Origin of the sequence: Streptomyces griseicoloratus (genome assembly GCF_014534645.1) — a bacterium.
Lineage (GTDB): Bacteria > Actinomycetota > Actinomycetes > Streptomycetales > Streptomycetaceae > Streptomyces > Streptomyces griseicoloratus.
In genome coordinates this window covers 147,873-170,340 of sequence record NZ_JACVQF010000168.1, presented here as the reverse complement: position 1 = coordinate 170,340, position 22,468 = coordinate 147,873, and the positions used below count along the sequence as shown (strand labels likewise).

At 73.7% G+C, this 22,468-nt stretch carries 20 protein-coding genes, 1 tRNA gene and 1 riboswitch; of the genes, 15 read left to right on the top strand and 6 right to left on the bottom strand.

Annotation, left to right across the window (positions count from 1 at the left end; all coding sequences use genetic code 11):
• Positions 1-100: 100 nt before the first annotated feature.
• From H0H10_RS07450 to H0H10_RS07435, 4 genes are all read right to left on the bottom strand, one after another.
• On the bottom strand, positions 101-1,138 hold the full coding sequence (locus H0H10_RS07450) for a hypothetical protein (RefSeq protein ID WP_188180044.1): 1,038 nt from the start codon (positions 1,136-1,138) through the stop codon (positions 101-103).
• 48 nt (positions 1,139-1,186) lie between these two features.
• Complete coding sequence (locus H0H10_RS07445) at positions 1,187-2,152, bottom strand: alpha/beta hydrolase (protein WP_188180043.1); 966 nt, start codon at positions 2,150-2,152, stop codon at positions 1,187-1,189.
• Between the two features lie 200 nt (positions 2,153-2,352).
• Positions 2,353-2,574, bottom strand: a complete 222-nt coding sequence (locus tag H0H10_RS07440; protein ID WP_188180042.1) for a hypothetical protein — start codon at positions 2,572-2,574, stop codon at positions 2,353-2,355.
• Positions 2,575-2,605: 31 nt separating this feature from the next.
• On the bottom strand, positions 2,606-3,481 hold the full coding sequence (locus tag H0H10_RS07435; RefSeq protein WP_188180041.1) for an SDR family NAD(P)-dependent oxidoreductase: 876 nt from the start codon (positions 3,479-3,481) through the stop codon (positions 2,606-2,608).
• A 397-nt stretch (positions 3,482-3,878) separates the two neighbouring features.
• On the opposite strand from H0H10_RS07435, the gene H0H10_RS07430 reads away from it, so the two are divergent.
• The 14 genes from H0H10_RS07430 to H0H10_RS07375 all read left to right on the top strand — a co-directional run bounded on the left by H0H10_RS07430 (position 3,879) and on the right by H0H10_RS07375 (position 15,663).
• Entirely contained in the window at positions 3,879-4,931 is a 1,053-nt protein-coding gene (locus tag H0H10_RS07430) for a 2,3-butanediol dehydrogenase (protein ID WP_188180040.1), read from the top strand.
• Between the two features lie 178 nt (positions 4,932-5,109).
• A complete protein-coding gene (locus H0H10_RS07425; RefSeq protein WP_188180039.1) occupies positions 5,110-6,075 on the top strand; it encodes an alpha/beta hydrolase in 966 nt (321 codons plus the stop codon).
• Between the two features lie 277 nt (positions 6,076-6,352).
• Positions 6,353-6,426, top strand: a tRNA-Pro gene (locus H0H10_RS07420).
• A 178-nt stretch (positions 6,427-6,604) separates the two neighbouring features.
• Positions 6,605-6,739: a putative leader peptide gene (locus H0H10_RS40495; RefSeq protein WP_262506238.1), complete on the top strand. Its 135-nt coding sequence runs from the start codon at positions 6,605-6,607 to the stop codon at positions 6,737-6,739.
• Positions 6,740-6,858: 119 nt separating this feature from the next.
• Positions 6,859-7,530, top strand: a complete 672-nt coding sequence (locus H0H10_RS07415) for a glutathione S-transferase C-terminal domain-containing protein (RefSeq protein WP_188180038.1) — start codon at positions 6,859-6,861, stop codon at positions 7,528-7,530.
• Between the two features lie 53 nt (positions 7,531-7,583).
• Positions 7,584-7,693: riboswitch (SAM riboswitch) on the top strand.
• A gap of 32 nt (positions 7,694-7,725) precedes the next feature.
• Positions 7,726-7,878, top strand: coding sequence for a hypothetical protein (locus tag H0H10_RS07410; RefSeq protein ID WP_188180037.1), 153 nt, complete (start codon positions 7,726-7,728; stop codon positions 7,876-7,878).
• A gap of 204 nt (positions 7,879-8,082) precedes the next feature.
• Positions 8,083-9,063, top strand: a complete 981-nt coding sequence (locus H0H10_RS07405; RefSeq protein ID WP_188180036.1) for an amino acid ABC transporter permease — start codon at positions 8,083-8,085, stop codon at positions 9,061-9,063.
• Positions 9,060-9,857, top strand: a complete 798-nt coding sequence (locus tag H0H10_RS07400) for an amino acid ABC transporter ATP-binding protein (protein WP_188180035.1) — start codon at positions 9,060-9,062, stop codon at positions 9,855-9,857. The genes H0H10_RS07405 and H0H10_RS07400 overlap by 4 nt, the downstream gene beginning before the upstream one ends.
• Positions 9,858-9,924: 67 nt before the next feature.
• Positions 9,925-10,944, top strand: coding sequence for an ABC transporter substrate-binding protein (locus tag H0H10_RS07395; protein ID WP_188180034.1), 1,020 nt, complete (start codon positions 9,925-9,927; stop codon positions 10,942-10,944).
• A 57-nt stretch (positions 10,945-11,001) separates the two neighbouring features.
• Positions 11,002-11,748: a GNAT family N-acetyltransferase gene (locus H0H10_RS07390; protein ID WP_188180033.1), complete on the top strand. Its 747-nt coding sequence runs from the start codon at positions 11,002-11,004 to the stop codon at positions 11,746-11,748.
• Entirely contained in the window at positions 11,745-11,897 is a 153-nt protein-coding gene (locus H0H10_RS41180; RefSeq protein WP_373566819.1) for a putative leader peptide, read from the top strand. Before H0H10_RS07390 ends, H0H10_RS41180 begins: the two co-directional genes overlap by 4 nt.
• Positions 11,898-11,976: 79 nt before the next feature.
• On the top strand, positions 11,977-13,179 hold the full coding sequence (locus H0H10_RS07385; RefSeq protein WP_188180032.1) for an LLM class flavin-dependent oxidoreductase: 1,203 nt from the start codon (positions 11,977-11,979) through the stop codon (positions 13,177-13,179).
• 19 nt (positions 13,180-13,198) lie between these two features.
• On the top strand, positions 13,199-14,575 hold the full coding sequence (locus H0H10_RS07380) for an NtaA/DmoA family FMN-dependent monooxygenase (protein WP_188180031.1): 1,377 nt from the start codon (positions 13,199-13,201) through the stop codon (positions 14,573-14,575).
• Entirely contained in the window at positions 14,572-15,663 is a 1,092-nt protein-coding gene (locus H0H10_RS07375) for an LLM class flavin-dependent oxidoreductase (RefSeq protein ID WP_188180030.1), read from the top strand. Before H0H10_RS07380 ends, H0H10_RS07375 begins: the two co-directional genes overlap by 4 nt.
• Positions 15,664-15,789: 126 nt before the next feature.
• Here the strand turns inward: H0H10_RS07375 and absR1 are convergent, their stop codons facing one another.
• A complete protein-coding gene (gene absR1, locus H0H10_RS07370; protein ID WP_188180029.1) occupies positions 15,790-16,869 on the bottom strand; it encodes a beta-glucuronidase AbsR1 in 1,080 nt (359 codons plus the stop codon).
• A 96-nt stretch (positions 16,870-16,965) separates the two neighbouring features.
• On the opposite strand from absR1, the gene H0H10_RS39675 reads away from it, so the two are divergent.
• Positions 16,966-19,356 (top strand): LuxR C-terminal-related transcriptional regulator, encoded by a 2,391-nt coding sequence (locus H0H10_RS39675; RefSeq protein WP_373566818.1) that lies wholly within the window; start codon positions 16,966-16,968, stop codon positions 19,354-19,356.
• A 7-nt stretch (positions 19,357-19,363) separates the two neighbouring features.
• On the opposite strand, the gene H0H10_RS07355 is transcribed toward H0H10_RS39675, so the two are convergent.
• Complete coding sequence (locus tag H0H10_RS07355; RefSeq protein WP_223179522.1) at positions 19,364-22,444, bottom strand: CHAT domain-containing protein; 3,081 nt, start codon at positions 22,442-22,444, stop codon at positions 19,364-19,366.
• Positions 22,445-22,468: the final 24 nt, after the last annotated feature.

Sequence of the window (22,468 nt, the reverse complement as noted above, 5' to 3'; positions counted from 1 at the left end):
GACAGATGCTCCACCGTGCTGCCGGTCTCCGTGAGCGTCGTGTCACCTGGCCGCAGGAGTACACCCCGTCATGGCCTGCGCGTTCCCTGGATCCCTCTCGTCAGCGGTTCCCGAACCGTTCATGACGCGTCTGGTCATGGGGCCTCTGGGGGAAGGCCGGGCGTTCCGCGACGCCCGGGTCGGTGAGCCGCAAGAGGAACTCGGAAGCCGCGTAGCGCACCTTGCCCGCGGCAGTGCGCGGGTCGTATCCGAGTTGACGCGTCAGTGCATCGTGCCGCGCCTGAAGCGTGGAGTGGTGCATGCCGAGTGCGGCCGCCGCAGCCCGAAGGCTGTCCGCTTCGACGAGTGCCCGTAGTACCTGGGCCGAGCGGGCGTCCAGGCGGGCGAGTGCTCTGATGTCGTCATGCGGCTCCTGCGGATCGTGTGCCCGAGCGAGCAGCAGCAGGGCGCCCAGGTCTGTCGCATCGACGACCGGATCCGTCGCGTCGGTGAGCCGCAGCGCGATCACCGCGCCGTCCCAGGAGTCGGGCGCGTGGTCGGCTCGCACCCACTGACCGAGCCCCGCCGGCTTTGACGGCGGCTCCTGCGCGGTGCGGCACAAGGTGGCACGCACGATCCCGTACTTGGTGGGGACGACCGCCGACGATGCGCTGGCGGCTTGCGTATCCGATCGCGTCGCCATGATCCGGATGCGCGATCCCGGATCGACCCGCAGCTTCGCCAGCGCTGTGGTCCGCTCGGTGACGGTGCGGGCCGGGTCGATCACGATCTCGAGGTCGCTGACCGGGTTGCGTCGCGCTTCGATGAGGTCGAGGGACAACGCCAGGCGTTCGACGATCATCTGGTCGTTGGCATGGTGGGGGCCGATGCGCTCCAGCCACACGGCTCCGACCGAACACGCCCGCTCCGGCGATCGTGTGATCGGCTCGGTCCGGACGGTCTGGCCGTCGGGGCCACGACGGCTGATCCGTCCGCGCCGGTCTGCCCCGGCAACGACCCCGGAGAGTGCGGCCGCGCCGCGCAGCAGCGCGTCGAGCCCGGCGCCGGCGGTGACGAGGGTGTCGAAGTATGTGACGACTTTGAGGGTCTCGCTGGCCTCGGGATCGAGGGCGGTGAGCCGTCCGACGAGTTCCTGCATCTGCTCTCCCTCGCTCAGGTGGCCAGACTACCGCCCTCGCCGGGTGCATCAGGCTCCGAGGAGCCGGTTGACCCAGGTGCTGCGGGCGGCCAGCATCGCCCGTCCGAGAGTGCTGTCGGGCGCGGCGAGGTCGAAGCCGTGGAACCCGCCCGGCCACACGTGCAGTTCGGCCTGTACTCCGGCCGCCCACAGGGCGGTCGCGTAGGCGACGTCCTCGTCCCGGAACACCTCGGCCGATCCGCAGTCGATGAAGGCCGGCGGCAGCCCGGACAGGTCCGTGGCCCGTGCCGGCGCGGCGTAGACCGAGACGTCGTCGGTGCCGCGCCGGTCGCCCAGCAGCGCGGTCCATCCCATCCGGTTGCTCTGCCGGTCCCACAGGCCGACGCCGTCGAACTGGACGCTCGAGACGGTCCGGTCGCGGTCGTCGAGCATCGGGTAGATGAGCATCTGCCCGATCAGCTGCGGGCCCTTGCGGTCACGCGCCAGCAGAGCCGTGCCGGCCGCGAGACCACCGCCGGCGCTGGAGCCGGCGATCATGAGCCGCCGAGGATCGAAGCCGAGCCCGGTGGCGTGCTCGGCCGCCCACACCAGTCCCGCGTAGCAGTCCTCCACGGGGTACGGGTCGGGGAACTCCGGCGCCAGCCGGTACTCGACCGTCACGAGGACGGCGTCGTTGTCCACGACCCAGGGGATGACGTGCTGGATTCCGGCGAAACGGTCGCCGGTGACCATACCGCCGCCGTGGGTGTGGTAGATCCCCGGGCCCAGACCCCGGTGGTCCTTGCGTGCTATGACGCTGACGAGGATGTCATCGCCCTGGTGGCCGGGGATGGTCACGTCGCGGACCGTCACGCCCATCGCGTCGAAGTCTTCGTCGGTCAGCTGGTACGGCGGGTTCGCGCGGACCACCGGGATCATCTCCGCGGTGAAGGTGAGCGGCGCCACCTCGGCCATCCGGCCGAGGGCGATCTCCAGCTCCGGGTCGAACGGGGGGCGGGGGAGGGACGTCGTCATGAGGAACTCCTTTGCTGTTGGGGGGCATGCGACAGACGGGATCCCGGTGGACCGGGACAGCAGGGGGGAGGGACAGGGGGCAGGGCACGGGGGAACGGCGCTGCGCTGCTACGGCAGGGGTCATCACCGGACCGGAGTCCACCCCGTGACCATCCACTCGGCGGGGCGGCTGCGAGGATCCCGAGCCGGGCCGTGCCGGGTCAGTCGTCGGCGGCAGTGGCCCGGCCGACGGCGATCGGCGGCATCATGATCTTGCGGGTCCGGTGATCGCCGATCTTTGCGGAGGTGTGCGGACAGCTCCTCGCCGACGGCGTACTCGGCGACCTTGCGGTCCCGGAGCCGTTCATGACGTCGTCGACGCGGCCCAGGACTCGGATGCCGCCGGGGTCGGCGTCGGCTTCGGCGTACGCGTCGGCCGGCACCCCGGCACGTACGCCGTTTGGTGGGGCGCGCTCAAGCCGAGACGGGGTTCGTGCCCCCGGCCAGCATCTGAGCGGTCGTGTCCGGGCCGTGGCGGCCGTCGAACGCCTCGTACGCGTCCTCGATCTCGGCGTGTATGCGGCGGGCAAACGCTCCCCACTCACGATGGGTGACGATGACGAACCGACCGTCCCGGACGGCTTCCACGACCTGTTCGCCGACACGGTCGGGATCGGCGCCCTTGGCGAGCACCGCGTGGTTGGCCTCGGCGACCTCACGGTTCAGCTGCCGCCCGAGCAGCTTGGCCTCGGCCTCGCCGGCGGTGAAGTTGATGCGGGTGGCGACGGTCCCCGGGATGAGCAGGGAGACTCCGACGTTGCTGTCCCGCATCTCCTCGCGCAGCACCATGGTGAAACCGACGCTCGCGAACTTCGACGCGCTGTAGGCCCCCACGTTGGCCATTGGCACCAGTCCGGAGACCGAGGCGGTGTTGAGGACGTGCGCTCGCGTGCCGCGGCTCCTGAACCGCGGCAGGAATGTCGACACGCCGAGGAACTGGCCGTCGATGTTCACTCCGAGCACCCAGCGCCAGACCTTGAGCGGCGTCTCCTCGATCGTGCCGCCGCCGTTCACGCCGGCGATGTTGCACAGGATCGAGATCGGGCCGAGTGCTTCCTCGGCCAGGTCGGCCGCGGCCGCCCAGCTCTCCTCGTCGCTCACGTCGAGCCGTACCGCCGTCACGGTGCCGCCGGCGTCCGTCAGCTCCTGGGCGGCCTCGGCGAGCCGCCCTTCGTCGACATCGGCCAGTGCGACCTTCGCGCCTGCGGCGACGAGCGCCCGCGCGACGCCGAGGCCGATCCCGGACGCCCCGCCCGTGACGAATGCCGCTTCACCAGCCGGCCAGTCCATGATGAGCTCCTTCGCTGTGTCTGCCGCTCACCACCCTCAGGTGAGCTGCGTCCATGGTCGGCAGGGGGCGCTGCAGCAAGGAACCGCCGTTCGCGGCAGATGCCGGCCGATCAACCCGCCGTTCGGGCACACCGTCGTGTGTGAGAGCCGATGAGATGAGTGGCTCAGCGACTCGTCGCGCGAACGGCGGGCAGGACCGTGGAATCCAGCCGCGTCCGGCGGTGGGCCCGGCACCCCGGCGCACACGACGATGAGGGACGGACGGCGCAACCGCGCGACGGGCGCGCACACCCGGCCGGTCCGATGTCTCATGACCGCACCGCAGCGCCGCGAGCGCGCGGTACGCGGCGGGAGAAGCACCGGCGACCCCGGTCCTGTCAGGAGAAGGAGAAGAGGAATGAAGGCAGCACGGTTCTACGGCAAGGAGGACCTCCGCATCGAGGAGGTGCCGGAGCCCAGCCCCGGTCCCGGGCAGGTGAAGCTGCGCAACGCCTACGCCGGCATCTGCGGCTCCGATCTCCACTTCTTCTTCTATCCCGAGTCGCTGCCGTTCGCCTTGGACAAGCCGCACCCCCTGACCGGTGCCACGTTGCCGCAGATCCTTGGCCATGAGTTCTCCGGCACCGTCGTCGAGGTCGGCGAGGGCGTGACGGACGTGAAGGTCGGCGACCGCGGCGCCGTCTACCCGCTGGCGGTCTCCTGCGGCACGTGCGCGGCGTGCCGGAAGGGCCTGTTCTTCTCCTGCCCGCTGATGGGCTCGCTCGGATCGAACGTCACCGGCGGCGGCCTGGCGGAATACGTCACCCTCGATGCGTCCAAGCTGCATGTGCTGCCGGACAGTGTGGACCTGCGGACGGGCGCGCTCGTCGAGCCGATGGCGGTGGCCTGGCACGCAGTCTCGCGCGGCGGCGTGAAGCCGGGCGGCACGGCACTCGTCGCCGGCGCCGGCCCCATCGGCATCGGATCCTGGTTCGCGCTCAAGGCGCGTGGTGTGGACAAGGTGCTCGTGTCCGAGCCGAGCGCGGACCGCCGCGCCATCATGTCCGGCCTGGGCGCGCAGGTTGTGGACCCGGTGAACGAGGACCTCGCGGCCGCCGTCGCCTCGCTCACCGACGGCGACGGCGTGGACATCGCGGTGGACGCGGCAGGTGCGGGCCCGGCGCTCGCCTCTGCCCTGGCGGGCCTCGCCCCGGGCGGCCGACTGGTGGTCCCCGCGCTGCACGAACACCCGGCGCAGCTCCAGCCCACGCAGCTCATGATGACCGAGACGGAGATCGTCGGGGCGGTCGGATACCGGCCCGCAGAGTTCGACGAGGTCATCGCGGCCATGGTCGACGGCTTCTACGACACCACCGGCTGGGTGCAGGAGCTGCCGTTCGAGGGCATCATCGACGCCATCCATTCGCTGCGCAGCGGCGTCGGCGGGAAGATCCTCCTGCAGGTCGGCTGAACGCATCCCCGGTCCGGTACGGACGGCCTGGCGTGGCCGTCGGTACCGGACCATGGCGTTGTGGCGGGCTGCGCGCGCGAACGGCGGAAGCCGTCTGCCGATACCGCAGCGGGGCCCACCACGCGCAGGACGATTGATTCGACGCCGCAACCGACGTGGCGCAGGTGAAGGAGTCCAGATGGCCGTGAACATGCCGCGACCGCCGTTCGACCCGGAGCTTGCGGCTGTACTCGCGATCCTCGCAGACCAGATCCCCCCGACCCTGACGGCGCAGATGATCCCCGACATGCGCCGAACCGCACCGGCGGAGGTCACCGACGAGACGCTCGAGGACGCCGGTCTGACCCGGCGCGACGTCCCGGTCCCGGGGTACCGGGGTGCCGGCATCACCGTCTCGGTGATCGCCCGCCGAGATCATCAAAGGCCCGGGCCGGGGATCTACCACACGCACGGAGGCGGCATGGTCTCCGGGAATCGGTTCTCCGGCCTGATCCAGGCCCTCCCCTGGGTCCTCGAGCACGACGCCGTCCTGGTCACCGTCGAATACCGGCTCGCACCCGAGCATCCCGATCCCCACCCGGTCGAGGACTGCTACGCCGGGCTGCTCTGGACGGCCGAGCACGCCCGGGAACTCGGGATGGACCCTGACAGGCTGATCATCGCCGGGCAGAGCGCCGGTGGCGGCCTCGCCGCGGGCACCGCGCTCCTGGCCCGCGACCGGCAGGGGCCGCCCCTGGCCGGCCAGGTCCTGATGTACCCGATGCTCGACGACAGGGACCAGACGGTCTCCTCGGTCCAGTTCGATGCTGTCGGGGTGTGGGACCGCGGCAGCAACGTCATGGGCTGGACGGCGCTCCTCGGCGAGCGGCGGGGAACCGACGAGGTGTCGATCTACGCTGCGCCCGCCCGTGCGACCGACCTGACCGGGCTGCCGCCCGCATTCATCGACTGCGGCTCGGCCGAGGTCTTCCGGGACGAGGACGTCGCGTATGCGACAGCCCTTTGGCACGCGGGCGTGCAGACCGAACTCCACGTGTGGCCCGGCGGGTTCCACGGCTTCGACCTGACCGCACCCCACACGGCTCTCGCGCATGCCATGACGGCCGCGCGAAACGCCTGGGTGGCACGCATCCTGGGCTCCTGAGGCGACGCCCGCACGCGGATCACGAGGAACGGGGGAGAAGACGATCGTCTCATAGGGGCCTCGGCGGACCTTGCAGACGCGGGATCCCGGTGGCCCGAAGGTGTGGCGCGAACTCACGGAGCAGGCGGCGAACCGGGGGTGACACCGCCAGACCGCGCACAGGGCGTGCACCGTACTCCGCCGGCCGATCCGAGGGGGACGGTCGGCGGCCTCCGCGGTGCCGACGATGAGGTAGGCTTGACCAGCGCGATCACACGGAAACCGTGGGACGCGGCACCGGGACGTGGCGCAGCTTGGTAGCGCACTTGACTGGGGGTCAAGGGGTCGCAGGTTCAAATCCTGTCGTCCCGACGGTTGCGAAGGGTCTTCGCGGGCAACTGCCCGCGGGGGCCCTTTCTGCATGCGGTGAACGCCCGCCCCGTCGGCCGGTGCGCACCACCGCGACGGACCGCCGCCCGGACACCCCCTTGACGCGCCCCGGATGCCGGTCGACACTTCGTTAGGAATCCTAGTGAACAGGTAGGGAAAGATGGCGCGCCTTCAGCCGGCCACCAGCCGAGTGAGCCGTACGCCCGGACCGTCGCTGCCGCCGTCCCCCCTGCTCACCTCCCGCCGGCACATCGACCTCCTCCGCGTCTGCAGCGCGATCAGCTCCCTGCGCTGAGCCCCCGGTGCCGGCCGACGGCGGTCCCCAGAACGGGTCCCGTCCGCACCGGCACCCGCTCACGGCCCGACGCCGCTTCCGCCGCGCGTACCTCCACGCGCCCGCCCCCGGGGAGAACCATGTCCGTCACACCGCTCGCCCCCGTCCCCGCCTTCCGGGGACGCATCGGCCGCGACCCGCGCAGCGGCCACTACGCCGTGCCGCGCCGCTACCGGCTCCACCTGTCACCCACCCACCCCGACTGTCTCCGCATCGCCGTCGTGCACGGCCTGCTCGGACTCGGCGAGATCTGTCCCGTCACCCTCCTCGACCCGGTCCCGGACTGTCCGGACGGAGGTCACTCCGCGCTGCGCCCGCTGTACGAGGCGAGCGCGCACCACTACCGGGGCCCGGCCGTCGCACCGGTGCTCAGCGACGCCTGGTCGGGCCGGATCGTGAGCACGCACGCGCCCGACATCATGCGCGACCTCGCCCGCCGCTTCACCTCCGCCGGGCCCGTGCTGTACCCGGGGGGCGCGGAGGCGGAGATCGAGGCCGTCGAGTCGCTGTGCGCGCGGGCGGCCGACCCGGCGGCGCTGCCCGAGGTGCTGGACCGGCTGGAGGGCCGGCTGACCGCCCACCCCTGCGTCCTGGGCGACCGGCTCACCGCGGCCGACGTCGAGGTGTGGGTGGCCCTGGCCGGCCTCGACACCGCACACCGCGGCCCCCGCCACCCCGCCCTCTGGGCCCACGTGCGGCGACTGACCGCGCACCCGGCCTTCGGCCGCCTGCTCCAGGTCCGTCCCACCTGACGGAACGGCGTTGACACGCGAAGGGTCAACTGCCTTAACTACGCACCACGAACGGTCATGAGCGTCAGCGGCAAGCCCTGGCTGGCTGACCGGCAACCCTCGCTCCGCGGTGGGGTGCCCCAGGTGACGACCGGACCGGATGACGTTTCGGTAAGCGCGAGGGCCCACAGGGCCGGAACAGAGACGATGACGGACATGTACGCAGCACCCAGGACGGCCGCCCGCCGCCCCCAGGGCTGCGTACGGCCGTACCCGAGCCCGCTCGTCGCCGACCGCGCCGTCGATCTGCTCCGGGTCAGCAGCGCACTGTGTACCGACCCCGGCCGCGCCGCCCGCTGTCAGGGCTGACCTCTTCCTCCAGCCTCAGCGGCGGCCGCCCCGCCCGACGAACACCGCCCGTGCGGTGTGCCGTTGTCCGCCCCACCCCGGTCCCGTGCGTCCCCGTGCGCCGCCGCGCCCCGCAGAGCGGTCCCCGCCCTGCCGTCCCGCCGTAGCGGCTCACCACCACCCTCACGGCCGCCCCGGGGTGTCCGACTCCGCCGGAGCCCACCCATGAGCCAACCCCCAGGCGCCGCCGTGTCCCTCGCCGAGGCACCGCCCGCCGGCACCACATCCCGGCCACCCGCGGCCCAGCGGGTGCTGCCGCTGCGCAGGCCGGGCCGCTGGATCGCCACCGCCGCCGTCCTCGTCGTGGTCGCCCAGATCATCCACGGACTGGCCACCAACCCCTTCTACCAGTGGGACCGCTTCCGCTACTGGTTCCTGCGCCCCACCATCCTCGACGGACTGCTCATCACCCTCGAAGTGGCCGCGCTCAGCGCCGTGCTCGGGCTGCTGGGCGGCGTCCTGCTCGCCCTCGGCCGGCTCTCCGGCAGCCCGGTACTGCGCGCCGTGAGCTGGACGTACACCTGGCTGTTCCGGTCCGTCCCGCTGATCGTCGTCCTGATCTTCCTCTACAACTTCAGCGCCCTGTACCAGACGCTCAGCCTGGGCGTGCCGTTCGGCCCGGCCTTCGTCACCTTCGACGAGTCCCGGCTCGCCACCGACATGGCGGTCGCCGTCGTCGGCCTCAGCCTCAACGAGGCGGCCTACGCCTCCGAAGTGGTCCGCGGCGGCATCCTCTCCGTCGACCAGGGTCAGCACGAGGCGGCCGCGGCGCTCGGACTGCCGAAGGGCTACCAGTTCCGCCGGATCGTCCTGCCGCAGGCGCTCAGGTCCATCACCCCGAACTACGTCAACCAGCTCATCGGCCTCATCAAGGGCACGTCCCTGGTGTTCTACGTGTCGCTGCTGGACCTGTTCGGCTCCGTGCAGACGATGGGCAGCACCTACCCCGGCGACATCGTGCCTCTGCTGCTGGTCGCCACCGTCTGGTACCTGATCCTGACCAGCGCCGTGTCCGTCGTCCAGTTCTACGTCGAGCGGTACTTCGCCCGGGGCGCGACCCGCACCCTGCCGCCGACGCCCCTGCAGAAGGCGCGCACCGGCCTCGCCGAGGCGCGGGCCCGGCTGCGCCGGGAGGCCGCCGTATGACCACCACCGAAAAGACCCCGACGACCCCGACGAGCCCGGCCGCCCTGGAGGTGCACGGCGTGCACAAGTGGTACGGCACCCACCACGTGCTCGACGGCATCGACCTGTCGGTACGGCCCGGCGAGGTCACCGTCGTCCTCGGCCCGTCCGGCTCCGGCAAGTCCACCCTGCTGCGCGTCATCAACCACCTGGAGAAGCCGGAGCTGGGACACGTCAGCGTCGGCGGCGAACCGATCGGCGTCCGGCGCCACGGCGCCCGGCTGAGGGAGCTGAGCGAGCGGGCCATCCTGCGCCAGCGCGGCCGGATCGGCTTCGTCTTCCAGAACTTCAACCTCTTCCCGCACCTGACCGTCCTCGACAACGTCGCCGCCGCACCCGTCGCCACCGGCAAGCTCACCCGCGACGAGGCGCGGGAACTGGCCCGCGAACTGCTCACCCGCGTCGGCCTCGGCGACCGCACCGGCGCCTACCCCCGGCAGCTCTCCGGCGGCCAGCAGCAACGCGTGGCCATCGCCCGCGCCCTCGCCCTGCGCCCCGGCATCATCCTCTTCGACGAGCCGACCTCGGCCCTCGACCCCGAACTGGTCGGCGAGGTCCTCGCCGTCATCAAGGACCTGGCGACCAGCGGCACCACCCTCGTCATCGTCACCCACGAGATCGGCTTCGCCCGCGAGGTCGCCGACCGCGTCGTCTTCATCGACGGCGGCCGGATCGTCGAACAGGGCCCGCCCGCCCAGGTGCTGGACCACCCCCGGCACGAGCGGACCCGGGACTTCCTCGCCAAGGTGCTCTGACCCGCCCCACGCCGCTCCACCCACCCTCCCGCCCCTCACCCCGCCCTCTCGGCGACAAAGGACAGTCATGCCCCACCACCTCTCCCGACGCGGCCTCCTGCGCGGCATCACGGCGGCGACCGCCGTCACCGCCCTCGCCTCCTCCCTCGCCGCCTGCGGCGGCGACAGCGACGCCGCCACCACGACCGACGCCGCCGGCACGGTGACGGTGGGCCGGCTGTCCAACGGCGCCGCGCGGCAGACGGCGCTGAAGGTCTCGGAGGTGAAGGCCATCAGCGCCCGCCTCCCCGAGTCCGTCCGCAGCCGCGGCACGCTCGTCATCGGCGTCGGCGCCCTCCCCGACGGATTCCCGCCGCTGGCCTACGTCGGCAGCGACCAGAAGACCCTCACCGGGGCAGAACCCGACCTTGCGCGGCTGGTCGCCGCCGTGCTCGGACTGCGTCCCGAACTGAAGAACTCCACCTGGGAGAACATGTTCGTCGGCATCGACAGCGGCAAGGTCGACGTCGCCTTCGCCAACATCACCGACACCGAGGAGCGCAAGCGGAAGTACGACTTCGCCTCCTACCGCAAGGACGACGTCGGCTTCGAGGTGCTGAAGAAGAGCACCTGGAACTTCGACGGCGACTACCGCAACCTCGCGGGCCGGACCGTCGCCGTCGACAACGGCACCAACCAGGAGAAGATCCTCCTGGAGTGGCAGGCGAAGCTGAAGCAGGAGGGCAAGAAGCTCACCGTCAAGCACTACGCCAGCAAGAACAGCACCTATCTCGCCCTGACCGGCGGGAAGATCGACGCCTACTTCGCCGCCAACCCGGGCGTCGCCTACCACGTCACCCAGACCGCCAGGTCCCCCCGGCCCACCCGCAGCGCGGGTACCTACTCCGGGGCCGGCGCCTCGCTCCAGGGGCTGATCGCGGCGACGGCCAAGAAGGACAGCGGACTCGCCGAGCCGATCGCGGACGCCATCAACCACCTGATCGACAACGGGCAGTACGCCAAGTGGCTGGCCGCCTGGAACCTCACCACCGAGGCCGTGGAGAAGTCCGAGGTCAACCCGCCGGGACTGCCCCTCGACAACTCCTGACGCCCAGTCAATCTCCTGCGGCAGCAGCTCGATCACCTCGTGAAAGGAACACGCTCCGTGGTCCATCCGCCCGACGTCCGCCTGGACGGAGCCCCGGCCCCGGTCGCCCCGCACCCCCTGGACAACGCCGCCTGGGCCGCCCTGACCGGCCCGCACGCCCACCTCGCCGAACGCGTCGGCCGGGCCGCCCGCTACCCCTCGGACGTCGCCGTCTTCGCCGCCCTCGCCGACCCCGCGGACCCGGCCGCCTGGGCCGACCTGCACCGGCTCGTCGGACCGGCCACCGACGTGGCCGTCCCCGGCGCGGACGCCGTCCCCGAGGGCTGGCAGACGTCCGGCGGCGTGCCCGGCGTGCAGCTCGTCGACACCGCGCTGCGGGCCGAGCCCGACCCCGAGGCCGTGGCGCTCGGCCCGGCCGACGTCCCCGAGATCCTGGATCTGATCGCCCGGACCAGACCCGGCCCGTTCCTGCCCCGGACCGTGCTCCTCGGCACCTACCTCGGCATCCGCCACCGGGGCCGGCTGATCGCCCTCGCCGGTGAACGGCTCCGGCTGCCGGGCTGGACGGAGATCAGCGCCGTGTGCACCGACCCCGGCCACCGCGGCCGGGGCCTGGCCACCCGCCTCGTCCGGGCGGTCGCCGCGGGCATCCGCGAACGCGGCGACACCCCGTTCCTGCACGCCGCCGCGAGCAACACCCACGCCATCGGGCTGTACGAGTCCCTCGGCTTCACCCTGCGCCGACGCACCACCTTCCTCGAAGTCCGCACACCGGGAACAGCGCACGCCCCGGAGGCGTTGTGACAGCGGACACGAGGTGCGCGGCGCCGCTCACGCGGACCGCCCCGGCGACGGAGGTGACGGACGTGGCACGTGCTCCGCACGCCGTCCGCCTCCACTCCCGGCCCCACATCGACCTGCTGCGCGTGGCCGGCGCGCTCTGTCGCCCCTGACCTGTTGCTCCCAGCCGCCGTGCCCCCGCCCCGGTGACGGCCGGCGTTCCCGTACGGACGATCAGGAAGGCACCCACACGTGTCCACAACTTCCGCCTCCCCACTGCACCTCGCCGTCGCCCTGGACGGCACCGGCTGGCATCCCGCGTCCTGGCGCGAGCCGGTGGCCCGGCCCCGCGACCTGTTCACCGCCGGGTACTGGGCCGACCTGGTCACCGAGGCCGAGCGCGGGCTGCTCGACTTCGTGACCATCGAGGACGGACTCGGCCCGCAGTCCTCGCACCTCCTCCTCCCGGACGAGCGCACCGACCAGGTCCGCGGCCGGCTGGACGCCGTCCTCATCGCCTCCCGCGTCGCGCCCCTGACCCGGCACATCGGGCTGGTGCCGACCGTGGTGGCCACCCACACCGAGCCGTTCCACATCTCCAAGGCGATCGCCACGCTCGACTACGTCAGCACCGGCCGCGCCGGACTGCGCGTGAAGATCTCGGCCCGCCCCGACGAGGCCGCCCACTTCGGCCGCCGCACGATCCCCCGCATCGACGGCTACGAGAGCCCGGCCGCCCGTGAGCTGGTCACCGAACTGTTCGACGAGGCCGCGGACCACGTGGAGGTGGTCCGGCGCCTGTGGGACAGCTGGGAGGACGACGCCGAGATCCGGGACGTGGCCACCGGCCGCTTCGTCGACCGCGACAAGCTGCACTACATCGACTTCCAGGGCCCGCACTTCAGCGTCAAGGGCCCCTCCATCACCCCCCGGCCCCCGCAGGGCCAGCCCCTCGTCACCGCCCTCGCCCACTGGACCGTGCCGTACCGGCTCGTGGCCCGGCAGGCCGACGTCGGCTACGTCACCCCGCACGACGCCGGCCAGGCCCGGGCGACCGTCGCCGAGATCCGCGCCGAGCAGGAGGCCGCCGGGCGCGCCACGCAGCCCCTGCACGTCTTCGCCGATCTGGTCGTCTTCCTGGACGACGACCCGGCCGCGGCCGCAGCCCGCAGGGACCGCCTGGACACGGCCGCCGGACAGCCGTACACCAGCGACGCCCGGATCTTCACCGGCAGCCCCGCCCAACTCGCCGACCTCCTGGAGGAGCTGAGCGGCACCGGACTGACCGGGTTCCGCCTCCGGCCCGCCGTCCTCGGCCACGACCTCCCCGCGATCACCCGGGGCCTCGTCCCCGAACTGCAGCGCCGGGGAGCCTTCCGCCGCACCTACGAGGCGGACACCCTGCGCGGACTGCTCGGCCTGTCCCGCCCCGCCAACCGCTACGCCGCCGCCTGAGCCGGAGGACGCCACCACCATGACCAAGCCGCTGAAGCAGATCCACCTGGCCGCGCACTTCCCCGGCGTCAACAACACCACCGTGTGGAGCGACCCGAGGGCCGGCAGCCACATCGAGTTCGCCTCGTTCGCGCACTTCGCACGCACCGCCGAACGCGCCAAGTTCGACTTCCTGTTCCTCGCCGAGGGACTCAGGCTCCGCGAACAGGGCGGGCAGATCTACGACCTGGACGTCGTCGGCCGCCCCGACACCTTCACCGTCCTCGCGGCGCTCGCCGCCGTCACCGACCGGCTCGGCCTGACCGGCACCATCAACTCCACCTTCAACGAGCCCTACGAGGTGGCCCGCCAGTTCGCGAGCCTCGACCACCTCTCCGGCGGACGCTCCGCCTGGAACGTCGTCACCTCCTGGGACGCCTTCACCGGGGAGAACTTCCGCCGCGGCGGCTTCCTGCCGCAGGAGGAGCGCTACTCCCGCGCCCGGGAGTTCCTGGCCACGGCGAACGAGCTGTTCGACTCCTGGCGCGGCGACGAGATCGTCGCCGACCCGGTCACCGGCACCTTCCTGAGCGACGCCAAGGCCGGTGCCTTCGTCCACCGCGGACGGCACTTCGACATCCACGGCCGCTTCGACGTCCCCCGCTCCCCGCAGGGCCGCCCGGTGATCTTCCAGGCCGGGGACTCCGAGGAGGGCCGCGAGTTCGCCGCCGCCGACGCGGACGCCATCTTCAGCCGGCACGCCACCCTGAAGGAGGGCCAGGCCTTCCACCGGGACGTCAAGAGGCGGCTCGCCAAGTACGGCCGCCGCCCCGACGAACTGCTGATCCTGCCCGCCGCGACCTTCGTGCTCGGCGACACCGACGCCGAGGCGGAGGAGCAGGCACGCGAGGTACGGCGGCAGCAGGTCAGCGGCGCCACCGCCCTCAAGCACCTGGAGTTCGTCTGGAACCGGGACCTGTCCTCCTACGACCCCGACGGCCCGCTGCCCGACATCGACCCGGACGTCGGCGAGGAGCACATCGCGCGCGGCCGGGCCCAGGTACGGATGTACCGCGACCCGCTGGCCACCGCCCGCGAGTGGCGCGCGCTGGCCGAGGCCAACAACTGGTCCATCCGGGACCTGGTCATCCACACCGGCAACCGCCAGACCTTCGTCGGCTCCCCGGCCACCGTCGCCCGGACCATCGACGACTTCGTGCAGGCCGACGCCGCCGACGGCTTCATCCTCGTCCCGCACATCACCCCCACCGGCCTCGACGAGTTCGCCGACAAGGTCGTCCCGCTGCTCCAGGAACGGGGCGTCTTCCGCGCCGACTACGAGGGCACGACCCTGCGCGACCACCTCGGCCTCGCCCACCCGGACGCGGCGCGCGGCAACGAGCGGGCGGCGTCGTGAAGTTCCTCGCCATCACCCTGATCGTGCACCGCCCGGACCCGGTCACCGGCGTGCGCAAGAGCACCCACGAGCGCTTCCGCGAGGTCCTCGGCAACGCCGTGCTCGCGGAGGAACTCGGCTTCGACGGCTTCGGCGTGGGGGAGCGGCACGAACGCCCCTTCATCTCCTCCTCGCCCCCGGTCGTCCTCGGCCACATCGCCGCGCTCACCCGCAGCATCCGGCTGTTCACCGCCGTGACGACGCTGAGCCTGCTCGACCCGGTCCGCGCCTACGAGGACTACGCCACCCTCGACCACCTCTCCGGCGGACGCCTGGAGCTGATCATCGGCAAGGGCAACGGCACCGCCCAGCGCGAGCTGTTCCACGTCACGCCCGAGGACCAGTGGGACCGCAACGCCGAGAGCTACGAGGTCTTCCGGCGGCTCTGGAGGCAGGACAAGGTCACCGCCCGCACCCGCTTCCGGCCCGAACTGACCGACGCCGAGGTGTGGCCGCGGCCCTACCAGCAGCCGGTCCGCGTCTGGCACGGCAGCGCCACCAGCAAGCAGTCCGTCGACCTCGCCGCCCGCTACGGCGACCCGCTGTTCTCGGCCAACGTCACCCACCCGGTCGAGCCGTACGCCGAGCTGATACGGCACTACCGCGAGCGCTGGGAGCACTACGGGCACGACCCGGCGGACATCGCGATCGGCGCGGGCACGGCGGGCCTGTACGTGGCCCGCACCTCGCAGCAGGCCCGGGAGACGTACCGTCCGGTCTTCGAGAGCAACCTCGCCTTCCAGCGCGCGACCGGCCTGCCCGTCGTCTTCGAGACCCTGGAGGACTTCGTCGAGCGCAGCTCGGCGCTGATCGGCAGTCCGCAGGAGGTCGTCGAGAAGGTGCACCGCTACCACGAGCGGTTCGGGCACACCGTGCTGCACCTGCACGCCGACGCCGACGGGCTCACCGACACCGAACACCGCCGGTCCCTGGAGCTGTTCCAGTCCGAGGTGGCCCCGGTGCTGCGGCACGGCATCCCGGACCCGCCCTTCGCGTGGGGGCCGGTCCGCCCGGAGTCACCGGTCACCGGGGAACCCGCCCGCGTGTGACACCCCCCGGCGTCCCCGGCCGCGCCGGTGCGGCCGGGACCCGTCTCCCTCCCCCGAAGGTGACGGATCCCGGCCATTTCCCCCGGCGCCGGACTGGTCTGTGTGCGCAGGTGCCGCCCGCCGCCGTCACCAGCACATGACGGCCGTCTCGCCCGGACCCCAGCAGGAGTACAGGCGGACCCGGACGACGTAGCGGCGGCCCTTGACGAGCCGTGCGCGGATCCTGGCGTTGCGCGGGGTGCCCCCGTCGTCCTGGCCCGCGAGGTAGCGCGGCTCCCCGTCCCGCTCCTCGAAGACCACGACGACGGCGTCGCTGTCGCCGAAGGTTCCCACGGTGTACTCCCGGGTCTCCGGCGGGTCGACACGGAAGTCCGCCTGCTCGCCCGGGCCGAGACCGAGCGGCACCGAGCGGAACGGCAGCAGCGGCCCCGGCCGGTCGGCCGGCGGGTACCAGCGCAGCACGAACTCCTTGTCGGCGGCCGAGAGGGTGCCGGCCGGGTGCAGGCCCGATCGGTAGTGCTCCGGCTCCAGGATCAGCCCCGACGGGAACGGGTACTCCATGATCGACTGCGGGTCCCAGACCGCGCCGTTGACCTCGTCGGAGTCCAGTTTGCGCAGTATGTTGTGGAACGTCCGCTCGCGGCTCCAGTGGTTCGGCGGGCCCGCCAGTTCGGCGTACACGGCCTCGTCGTCCCAGTGGATGCCGGCGAACGGGCTCTGGTGCTCGTGGAGCATGCCGAGCGCGTGCCCGATCTCGTGCAGGGCCGTCGCGCGCTCCCCGGGCGCGGTCAGGTCCCAGCCGAAGTTCATGGTGCGGTCGTTCACACCGATCCGCAGCGCGTCCTTGCCCACCGCCGACCAGGAGCCGTCGCCGGCCTGGAACCCGATGCGCAGCTCGGCCTCCGAACGGTCGCCGACCTCGGTGAAGACGAGCCCGATCCCCAGGTCGGCCCACTCCCGGAAGCAGTCGCGCACCACGTCCCGCTGCTCCTCGGCGCCGACCCACGACACCCGCCGCAGCTGACCGGTTCCCGGTACCGGGATGACCGACGCGTCGGCGTCGCCGTCGAAGAAGCAGTAGTGCAGCACCGTGCCGTTGACCCACATCCGCCGCCCGCCCACGAGCGCGGCGAGCCGCTCGGCGGCCAGCCCCGGCGGAAGCGCGGGGGCAGGCTGCTGCGCGAGCGAGCAGTAGCGTGCGGTCATGGCCCCCAGACTGCCCCCGGGCAGCGCCCGGGCACCTGAGTCGGGGGCTACTCAAGTCACCCTGTATCAGGGATGAGTATCCGGGCTCTTGTTTCCGTGACGATTGACGAACGGGACGCGCGGACGCCCGATACGCCCTGGCCGTTCACCGGGCGCGAGGACGAACTGGAGCTGGTGCGCCGGTCGGTGACCGCCGGACGGAACGGCATCGTGGTGACGGGACCCGCGGGCTGCGGCAAGACCAGACTGGTGGTGGAGGCCGTCCGCGGCACGGACTGCGCCCGGGTGGCGGGGACACCCGGGACGCGGGGGATCGCCTTCGCCGCGTTCGCCCACCTGCTGCCCGAGTCGGTCACCCTGCACCGCGCCGTGCAGTTGCTCTCCGGCGTACGGCTGCTGCTGGTGGACGACGCGCACCTGCTCGACGACGCCTCCGCCGCGCTCGTGCACCAGCTCGCCGTGCAGGGCCGCACCCGGCTGCTGGTCGTCGCCACGGACGGCGCCCGGGTGCCCGGCGCGATCGGCAGGCTGTGGACCGGCGAACTGCTGCCCCGGCTCGCCCTGGAGCCGCTGCCCCCGGAGGAGACCGCCCGGTTGCTCACGGCGGGCGCCGGCGGGGGCCTGGAACCGCTCACCGCCGACCGGCTGCACCGCCTGTGCGGGGGAGACCTGCGGCTGCTGCGCGAGCTGCTGGCCGCCGTGCGCGGGCAGGGGCTGCTCGCGACCGTCCCGGACACCGGCGAGCGGGCCTGGCGGGGCCCGGTGCCGCTGACGGTGACGGTGCGCGAACGCACCGCGCACGTCCTCGACCGCGGGCGTCCCGGGGAACGCGAGACGCTGGATCGCCTCGCCTTCGCCGAGCCCCTGTCCCTGGACGTGGACGAACTCGACGTACGGACCCTGGAGCAGCTGGAGTCCGAGGGACTGGTGCACGTCGACGACCAGGGTGCCGCCCGCCTCGCACACCCCCTGCACGGCCCCGTGCTGCGGGCCGCGGCCGGCAGGCTGCGGGCCCGGCGCCTGGCCCGCACACCCGACCGGTGTGCCTCGGCCCTGGCGGCGGAGACGGCCGCGCTCGCCCGGCGCATCGAGCAGGCCGACGTACGGGCGCCCGAGACGCCCGTGGGGGACTGGCTCGTGGCGGAGGGCGCGCCGGTCCCCGCCGGGTACGCGGCCGTACGCGCCCGGCTCGCCCGCCTGCGCGGCCGGCTCCGCGAGGCCGCGGCCTGGGCCCGCGAGGGCCTGCGCGAAACCACCACGGACCCGGCCTGCCTGACCGAACTCATCCTCGCCACGGCCCAGCAGGGCGAGACACCACGCTCCGGGGAGACACCCGGGGTCGGCTCCACCATGGCCTGGCCGACCGAGAGGCCGCCGTCCGGCGCGACGCCCGGGGACGGCTTCGCCATGGCCCGGTCGGGTGAGGTGCCGCTGTCCGGCGCGACGCCCGGGAACGGCTTCGCCATGGCCCGGTCGGGTGAGGTGCCGCCGTCCGGCGCGACGCCCGGGGACGGCCCCACCACCGCCCGGCCGAGCGAGACGCCGAACGCGTGCGCAGACAGCGCCGTTGTCGGTCCCACGCAGAAGACCGCCCTTGCCGGCCCTGCGCCGGACGCCGGCCTCGTCGATCCGGCGCCGGACGCTGCGCGTGTCGTTCCCGCCTCGGGTGTCGGCCGCGTCGGCCCCGAGTCGGGCGCGGTCCCTGCCGGCGTCGGGCCGGCGGCCGTTCTCGCCGGCGCCGCGCCGGGCGCCGGTCCTGCCGGTCCCGATCCGGACGCCGTTCTCGTCGGTTCTGTGTCGGGCGCCGCCTTTGGCGGTCCCGCGCGGGGTGCCGGTCAACTCGACGGCGCGTCGGGCGCCGCTCGTGTCGGTTCCGGCTCGGACGCCGGACCCGGTGGTGGGCAGCCGCTCGCGCCCCGCGGCGGTACCGCGGTCGCGTGGGGTGCCGTAGCGCGCGGTGATCTCGGTTGGGCGGCCGTGCTGGCGGTCGAGTCCGGTGATCCCTACGACGCCGTGCGGTTCGGCGTCCCCGAGCGGGCGGCCGGCCGGCTCACCGGCGTCTTCGCCGCCCACGCCGACGCCCTGGCCCGCGGGGACGGGCCCGGGCTGGACCGGGTGGCCGAAGAGCTGGAGCGACGCGGCTTCCTGCTGTTCGCGGCGGAGGCGCACGCCCAGGCCGTCCGCGCCCACCGGGATCCGCGTGCCGCTCGTGTCTCCCGGACCCGCGCCGTCGCCCTCGCCCGGCGCTGCGAGGGCGCCCGCACCCCGGCCCTGTCCGGCCTGGTGCTCGGCGAACTCACCGCCCGTCAGCGGCAGATCGTCACGCTCGCCGCGGCGGGCCTGAGCAACCGGCAGATCGCCGAACGCCTCACCCTGTCCGTCCGCACCGTCGGCAACCACCTCTACAGCGCCTACACCCGGCTGGGCACCGGTGACCGGGGAGCCCTGCCGTGGCTGGTGGAACTGCCCGAGACGCAACCGGCCTGATGACGCATCAGGCCGCTCCGAACGCTGAGAACGCCCACCCCGTCGCCTGATGCGTCGCGTCGCCCGGCAGCGCGGCCCGCGCGTCGCGCAGCGCCTCCGCCAGGGACAGGCCGGCGTCCAGCCCCTTGTGCAGCGCGAGCATCAGCGGCACGACCGCCGCGTCGTTGACGGGCGCGCTGCACGCCACCACCCCGGCGGTGCCCAGCGGCAGCAGCGCCGTGACCAGCCCGAGCAGCTCGTCCGCGCCGACGGACGCGAACCGGGCGGTGTCGCAGCAGGAGAGGATGATGCGGTACGGGCTGCGGTCCAGCCGCTCGAAGTCGTGCACGATCAGCGGCCCGTCGGCCATCCGCAGCGACGAGAACAGGGGGCTGTCCGCACGGAAGGTGCCGTGCGCCGCGATGTGCGCCAGCGCGGCCCCGTCCAGCTCCTCCAGCACCCGCGGCACCCGCGCGTCGTCCCCCTCCAGCACGACCGGCCCGCCGACACGACCGCCTGCCGGAGCAGCAGCCTCCGCGCCGCCGTCACCGGCCGCCGGCCCCTGCGCCGCTTCGCGGTCCGCCCCGCCGGCCTGCCCGCCCCGCCCACTGGACCCCGGCACGACAGGCCCGCCGGCCGCCCCGGACCGTGCGCCACCCCGGGGGGCCGGCGGCCCGGGCCGGTCGCTGCCTGCCGGCGTCCGTGCTCCGGTGCCGCCCGGTGTGCCGGCGTACTCGGGCTGGTTGTGCCGCGGTGCGGCCGGTGATCCGGGCCGACCGGTGGCCTCCGGTGGACGTGGTCCGGTGTCGGCTGGCGTGCCGGCGTACTCGGGCCGTTCGGTGCCCTCCGGTGGACGTGGCCCCGTGCCGCTCGGTGTGCCGGCGTAGCCGGGCCGGTCGTGCGGCGGTGCGGCCGGTGGTCCGGGCTGGTCGGTGCCCGCCGGCGTCCGTGGCCCCGTGCTGCCCGGTGGGCCGGCGTAGCCGGGACCGGGGCCGGGCCGGCCTGACGGGCCGCCGTACCGGGCGGCGAGTTCGGGGACCTCCGCGCCACCGCTCGCCAGGCCCGGCCCCCGTACCAGCACGTGCCGGCCGCCGGGCGGCGGCGCGGTCTCCCGGGCCCGCAGCCAGCTGCTCGCCGACGGGGACACGCTGAACACCCGGTCCCGCAGCGCGGGCAGCAGCGCCCACGGCACCCGGTGCAGCCGCCCCGGCGGGACGACCACGACCGGGCCGGAGCCCAGGTGCGCCGCCGCGGGACCAAACAGCAGTTCCTGCAGGCGCACACCCGCCGCCTCCACCACCGGAAGCCGGGCCTCCGCACCCGGGTGCGCCAGCCGCCGCAGCCCGGCCTGCACGTGCTCCGCCTCGCGCTCGGCCTCCGCCAGCAGCCCGGCCTCGAACCGCCGTACCCGTCCCTGCCCGCACAGCAGCACATGCACCCGCCCGTCGAGCACGGCCAGTTCCACCAGCCGTACGCCGTCGCCCAGCCGCTCCAGCAGCCGCCCGACGTCGAACCGGTCCCCGTCGCCGGGCGCCTCGCCCCGCATGTGCAGGGTGCGCGAGCGGATCTCCCGCTCCAGGCGCCGCTGTTCCCGTTCCAGGGCCGGGACGGGCCGGCCGCCGTCCGTCCGGGCCTCCTCCGCGCGGGCGGCGATCTCCCGGAACGCTGTCATGGCGCTCAGCAGCACCGGATCGGCCGGCGGCCGGGTCGGCGGCGCCGACAGCACCGTCGCCCGCCAGCGCTCGCTCCACACCAGCAGCCGCCGCGGCCCGCCCGACACCAGACTCGCCCGCTGCGCCAGCCCCGCCAGCTCCGCGCCCTGCTCGGTGGCCCGCGCCCGCAGCTCCGAGGCGCCCAGCGTCATCCGGTGGTCGTCGAGTACGTCCAGCCCCCGCCGGCACGCCTCCAGCACACCCCGCGTCGACCCGGCCGCCCGCGCCCGCAGCGCCTGCGCCGCCCAGCCCGTCAGCCGCGCCAGCGGCGGCCCGCCGTGCCGGCTGCGCGCGGCGACCGCCAGATGCCGCTCCGCGTCCGCCGTCCAGCCCAGGCCCAGCGCGATCCGCCCCGCCAGCAGCGACGCCTCCGGCGCCGCCGGCGCCCCGAACGACGCCAGCTTCTCCGCCACCGCCGCCGCGTCCGCGACCAGCCGTCCCGACCCGCGCCCGGCGGCGACCCGCGCCTCGATCAGCACCAGCCGGGCGTGCGTCTCGTACCAGGTGCGCCGCTGCCCCGCGAACAGCCGCACCGCGACGGCCGCGCGCGCGACGGCGGTCTGCGCGTCACCCGCCAGCCGGGCCGCCCGCGCCGCGACCAGCAGCAGCTCCGCTTTGCGGGTGGACTGCCCGCCGATGCCGTCCAGCGCGGCGATCGCCGCGTCCGCCTCGGCCAGCGCCTCCGGCGCCAGCCCCGCCGCCATCAGCACCTCGCAGCGCCGGATGGTCAGCATGAACGTCGGGGTGCCCAGCTTGGCGTACCGCTCCTCCGCCTCGTCGAGCAGCCGCAGCGCCGCCGGCACGTCACCGGACCGGAACGCGGCCAGCCCCCGGCTCTCCACCGCGTCGGCCTTGTCGTGCTCCTGGCCCGTCGTGTCCCACAGCGCCTCCGCCGCGGTGAAGTCGGCGTCCGCCCGCTCCACCGCGCCGAGCGCCAGATGCACCGTGGCCCGCAGCGTCAGCGCCCGCGCCGTCCAGATCACGTCCTCCGCCTGCCGCAGCACCGGAATCGCGCGCCGTACGTCCTCCAGCGCCTCACCGTGCCGGCCCAGCACCCACCAGACGTACGCCCGCCGGTACAGCACCCGCGCACGGGTGTGCCCCGTGCCGCGCGCCACGCCCTGCTCGAACGCCGCGAGACCGTCCCGGGTGCGGCCGCTGTGCACCAGCGCCACCCCGAGCGTGGCGAGCACGTCCGCCTCCCGCTCGGCCGAGTCCGCGCGGGCCGCGAGATCGCGGGCGCGCCGCAGATGGGCCAGGGCCCGCCGCATGTCGCCGAAGTCCCGCTGCCAGATGCCGATCACCTGGTGGGCGACGGAGGCGTGCAGCGGCGACGGATCGGCGGCGAGCACCGCTTCCGCCCGTGCCAGAGCCTCGTTGGGGGCGGCGAACACCATCGGCAGCAGTTGGAGAACCGAGTC

Bases quoted from the DNA above. Each gene is read 5' to 3' on its own strand.
- H0H10_RS07445 (WP_188180043.1), bottom strand. From the start codon at position 2,152: ATGACGACGTCCCTCCCCCGCCCCCCGTTCGACCCGGAGCTGGAGATC.
- H0H10_RS40495 (WP_262506238.1), top strand. From the start codon at position 6,605: ATGGCGCGCCTTCAGCCGGCCACCAGCCGAGTGAGCCGTACGCCCGGA.
- absR1 (WP_188180029.1), bottom strand. From the start codon at position 16,869: ATGACCGCACGCTACTGCTCGCTCGCGCAGCAGCCTGCCCCCGCGCTT.
- H0H10_RS07355 (WP_223179522.1), bottom strand. From the start codon at position 22,444: ATGGTGTTCGCCGCCCCCAACGAGGCTCTGGCACGGGCGGAAGCGGTG.
- H0H10_RS07415 (WP_188180038.1), top strand. From the start codon at position 6,859: ATGTCCGTCACACCGCTCGCCCCCGTCCCCGCCTTCCGGGGACGCATC.
- H0H10_RS07395 (WP_188180034.1), top strand. From the start codon at position 9,925: ATGCCCCACCACCTCTCCCGACGCGGCCTCCTGCGCGGCATCACGGCG.
- H0H10_RS07400 (WP_188180035.1), top strand. From the start codon at position 9,060: ATGACCACCACCGAAAAGACCCCGACGACCCCGACGAGCCCGGCCGCC.
- H0H10_RS07410 (WP_188180037.1), top strand. From the start codon at position 7,726: ATGTACGCAGCACCCAGGACGGCCGCCCGCCGCCCCCAGGGCTGCGTA.
- H0H10_RS07380 (WP_188180031.1), top strand. From the start codon at position 13,199: ATGACCAAGCCGCTGAAGCAGATCCACCTGGCCGCGCACTTCCCCGGC.
- H0H10_RS07425 (WP_188180039.1), top strand. From the start codon at position 5,110: ATGGCCGTGAACATGCCGCGACCGCCGTTCGACCCGGAGCTTGCGGCT.
- H0H10_RS07430 (WP_188180040.1), top strand. From the start codon at position 3,879: ATGAAGGCAGCACGGTTCTACGGCAAGGAGGACCTCCGCATCGAGGAG.
- H0H10_RS07435 (WP_188180041.1), bottom strand. From the start codon at position 3,481: ATGGACTGGCCGGCTGGTGAAGCGGCATTCGTCACGGGCGGGGCGTCC.
- H0H10_RS07405 (WP_188180036.1), top strand. From the start codon at position 8,083: ATGAGCCAACCCCCAGGCGCCGCCGTGTCCCTCGCCGAGGCACCGCCC.
- H0H10_RS07450 (WP_188180044.1), bottom strand. From the start codon at position 1,138: ATGCAGGAACTCGTCGGACGGCTCACCGCCCTCGATCCCGAGGCCAGC.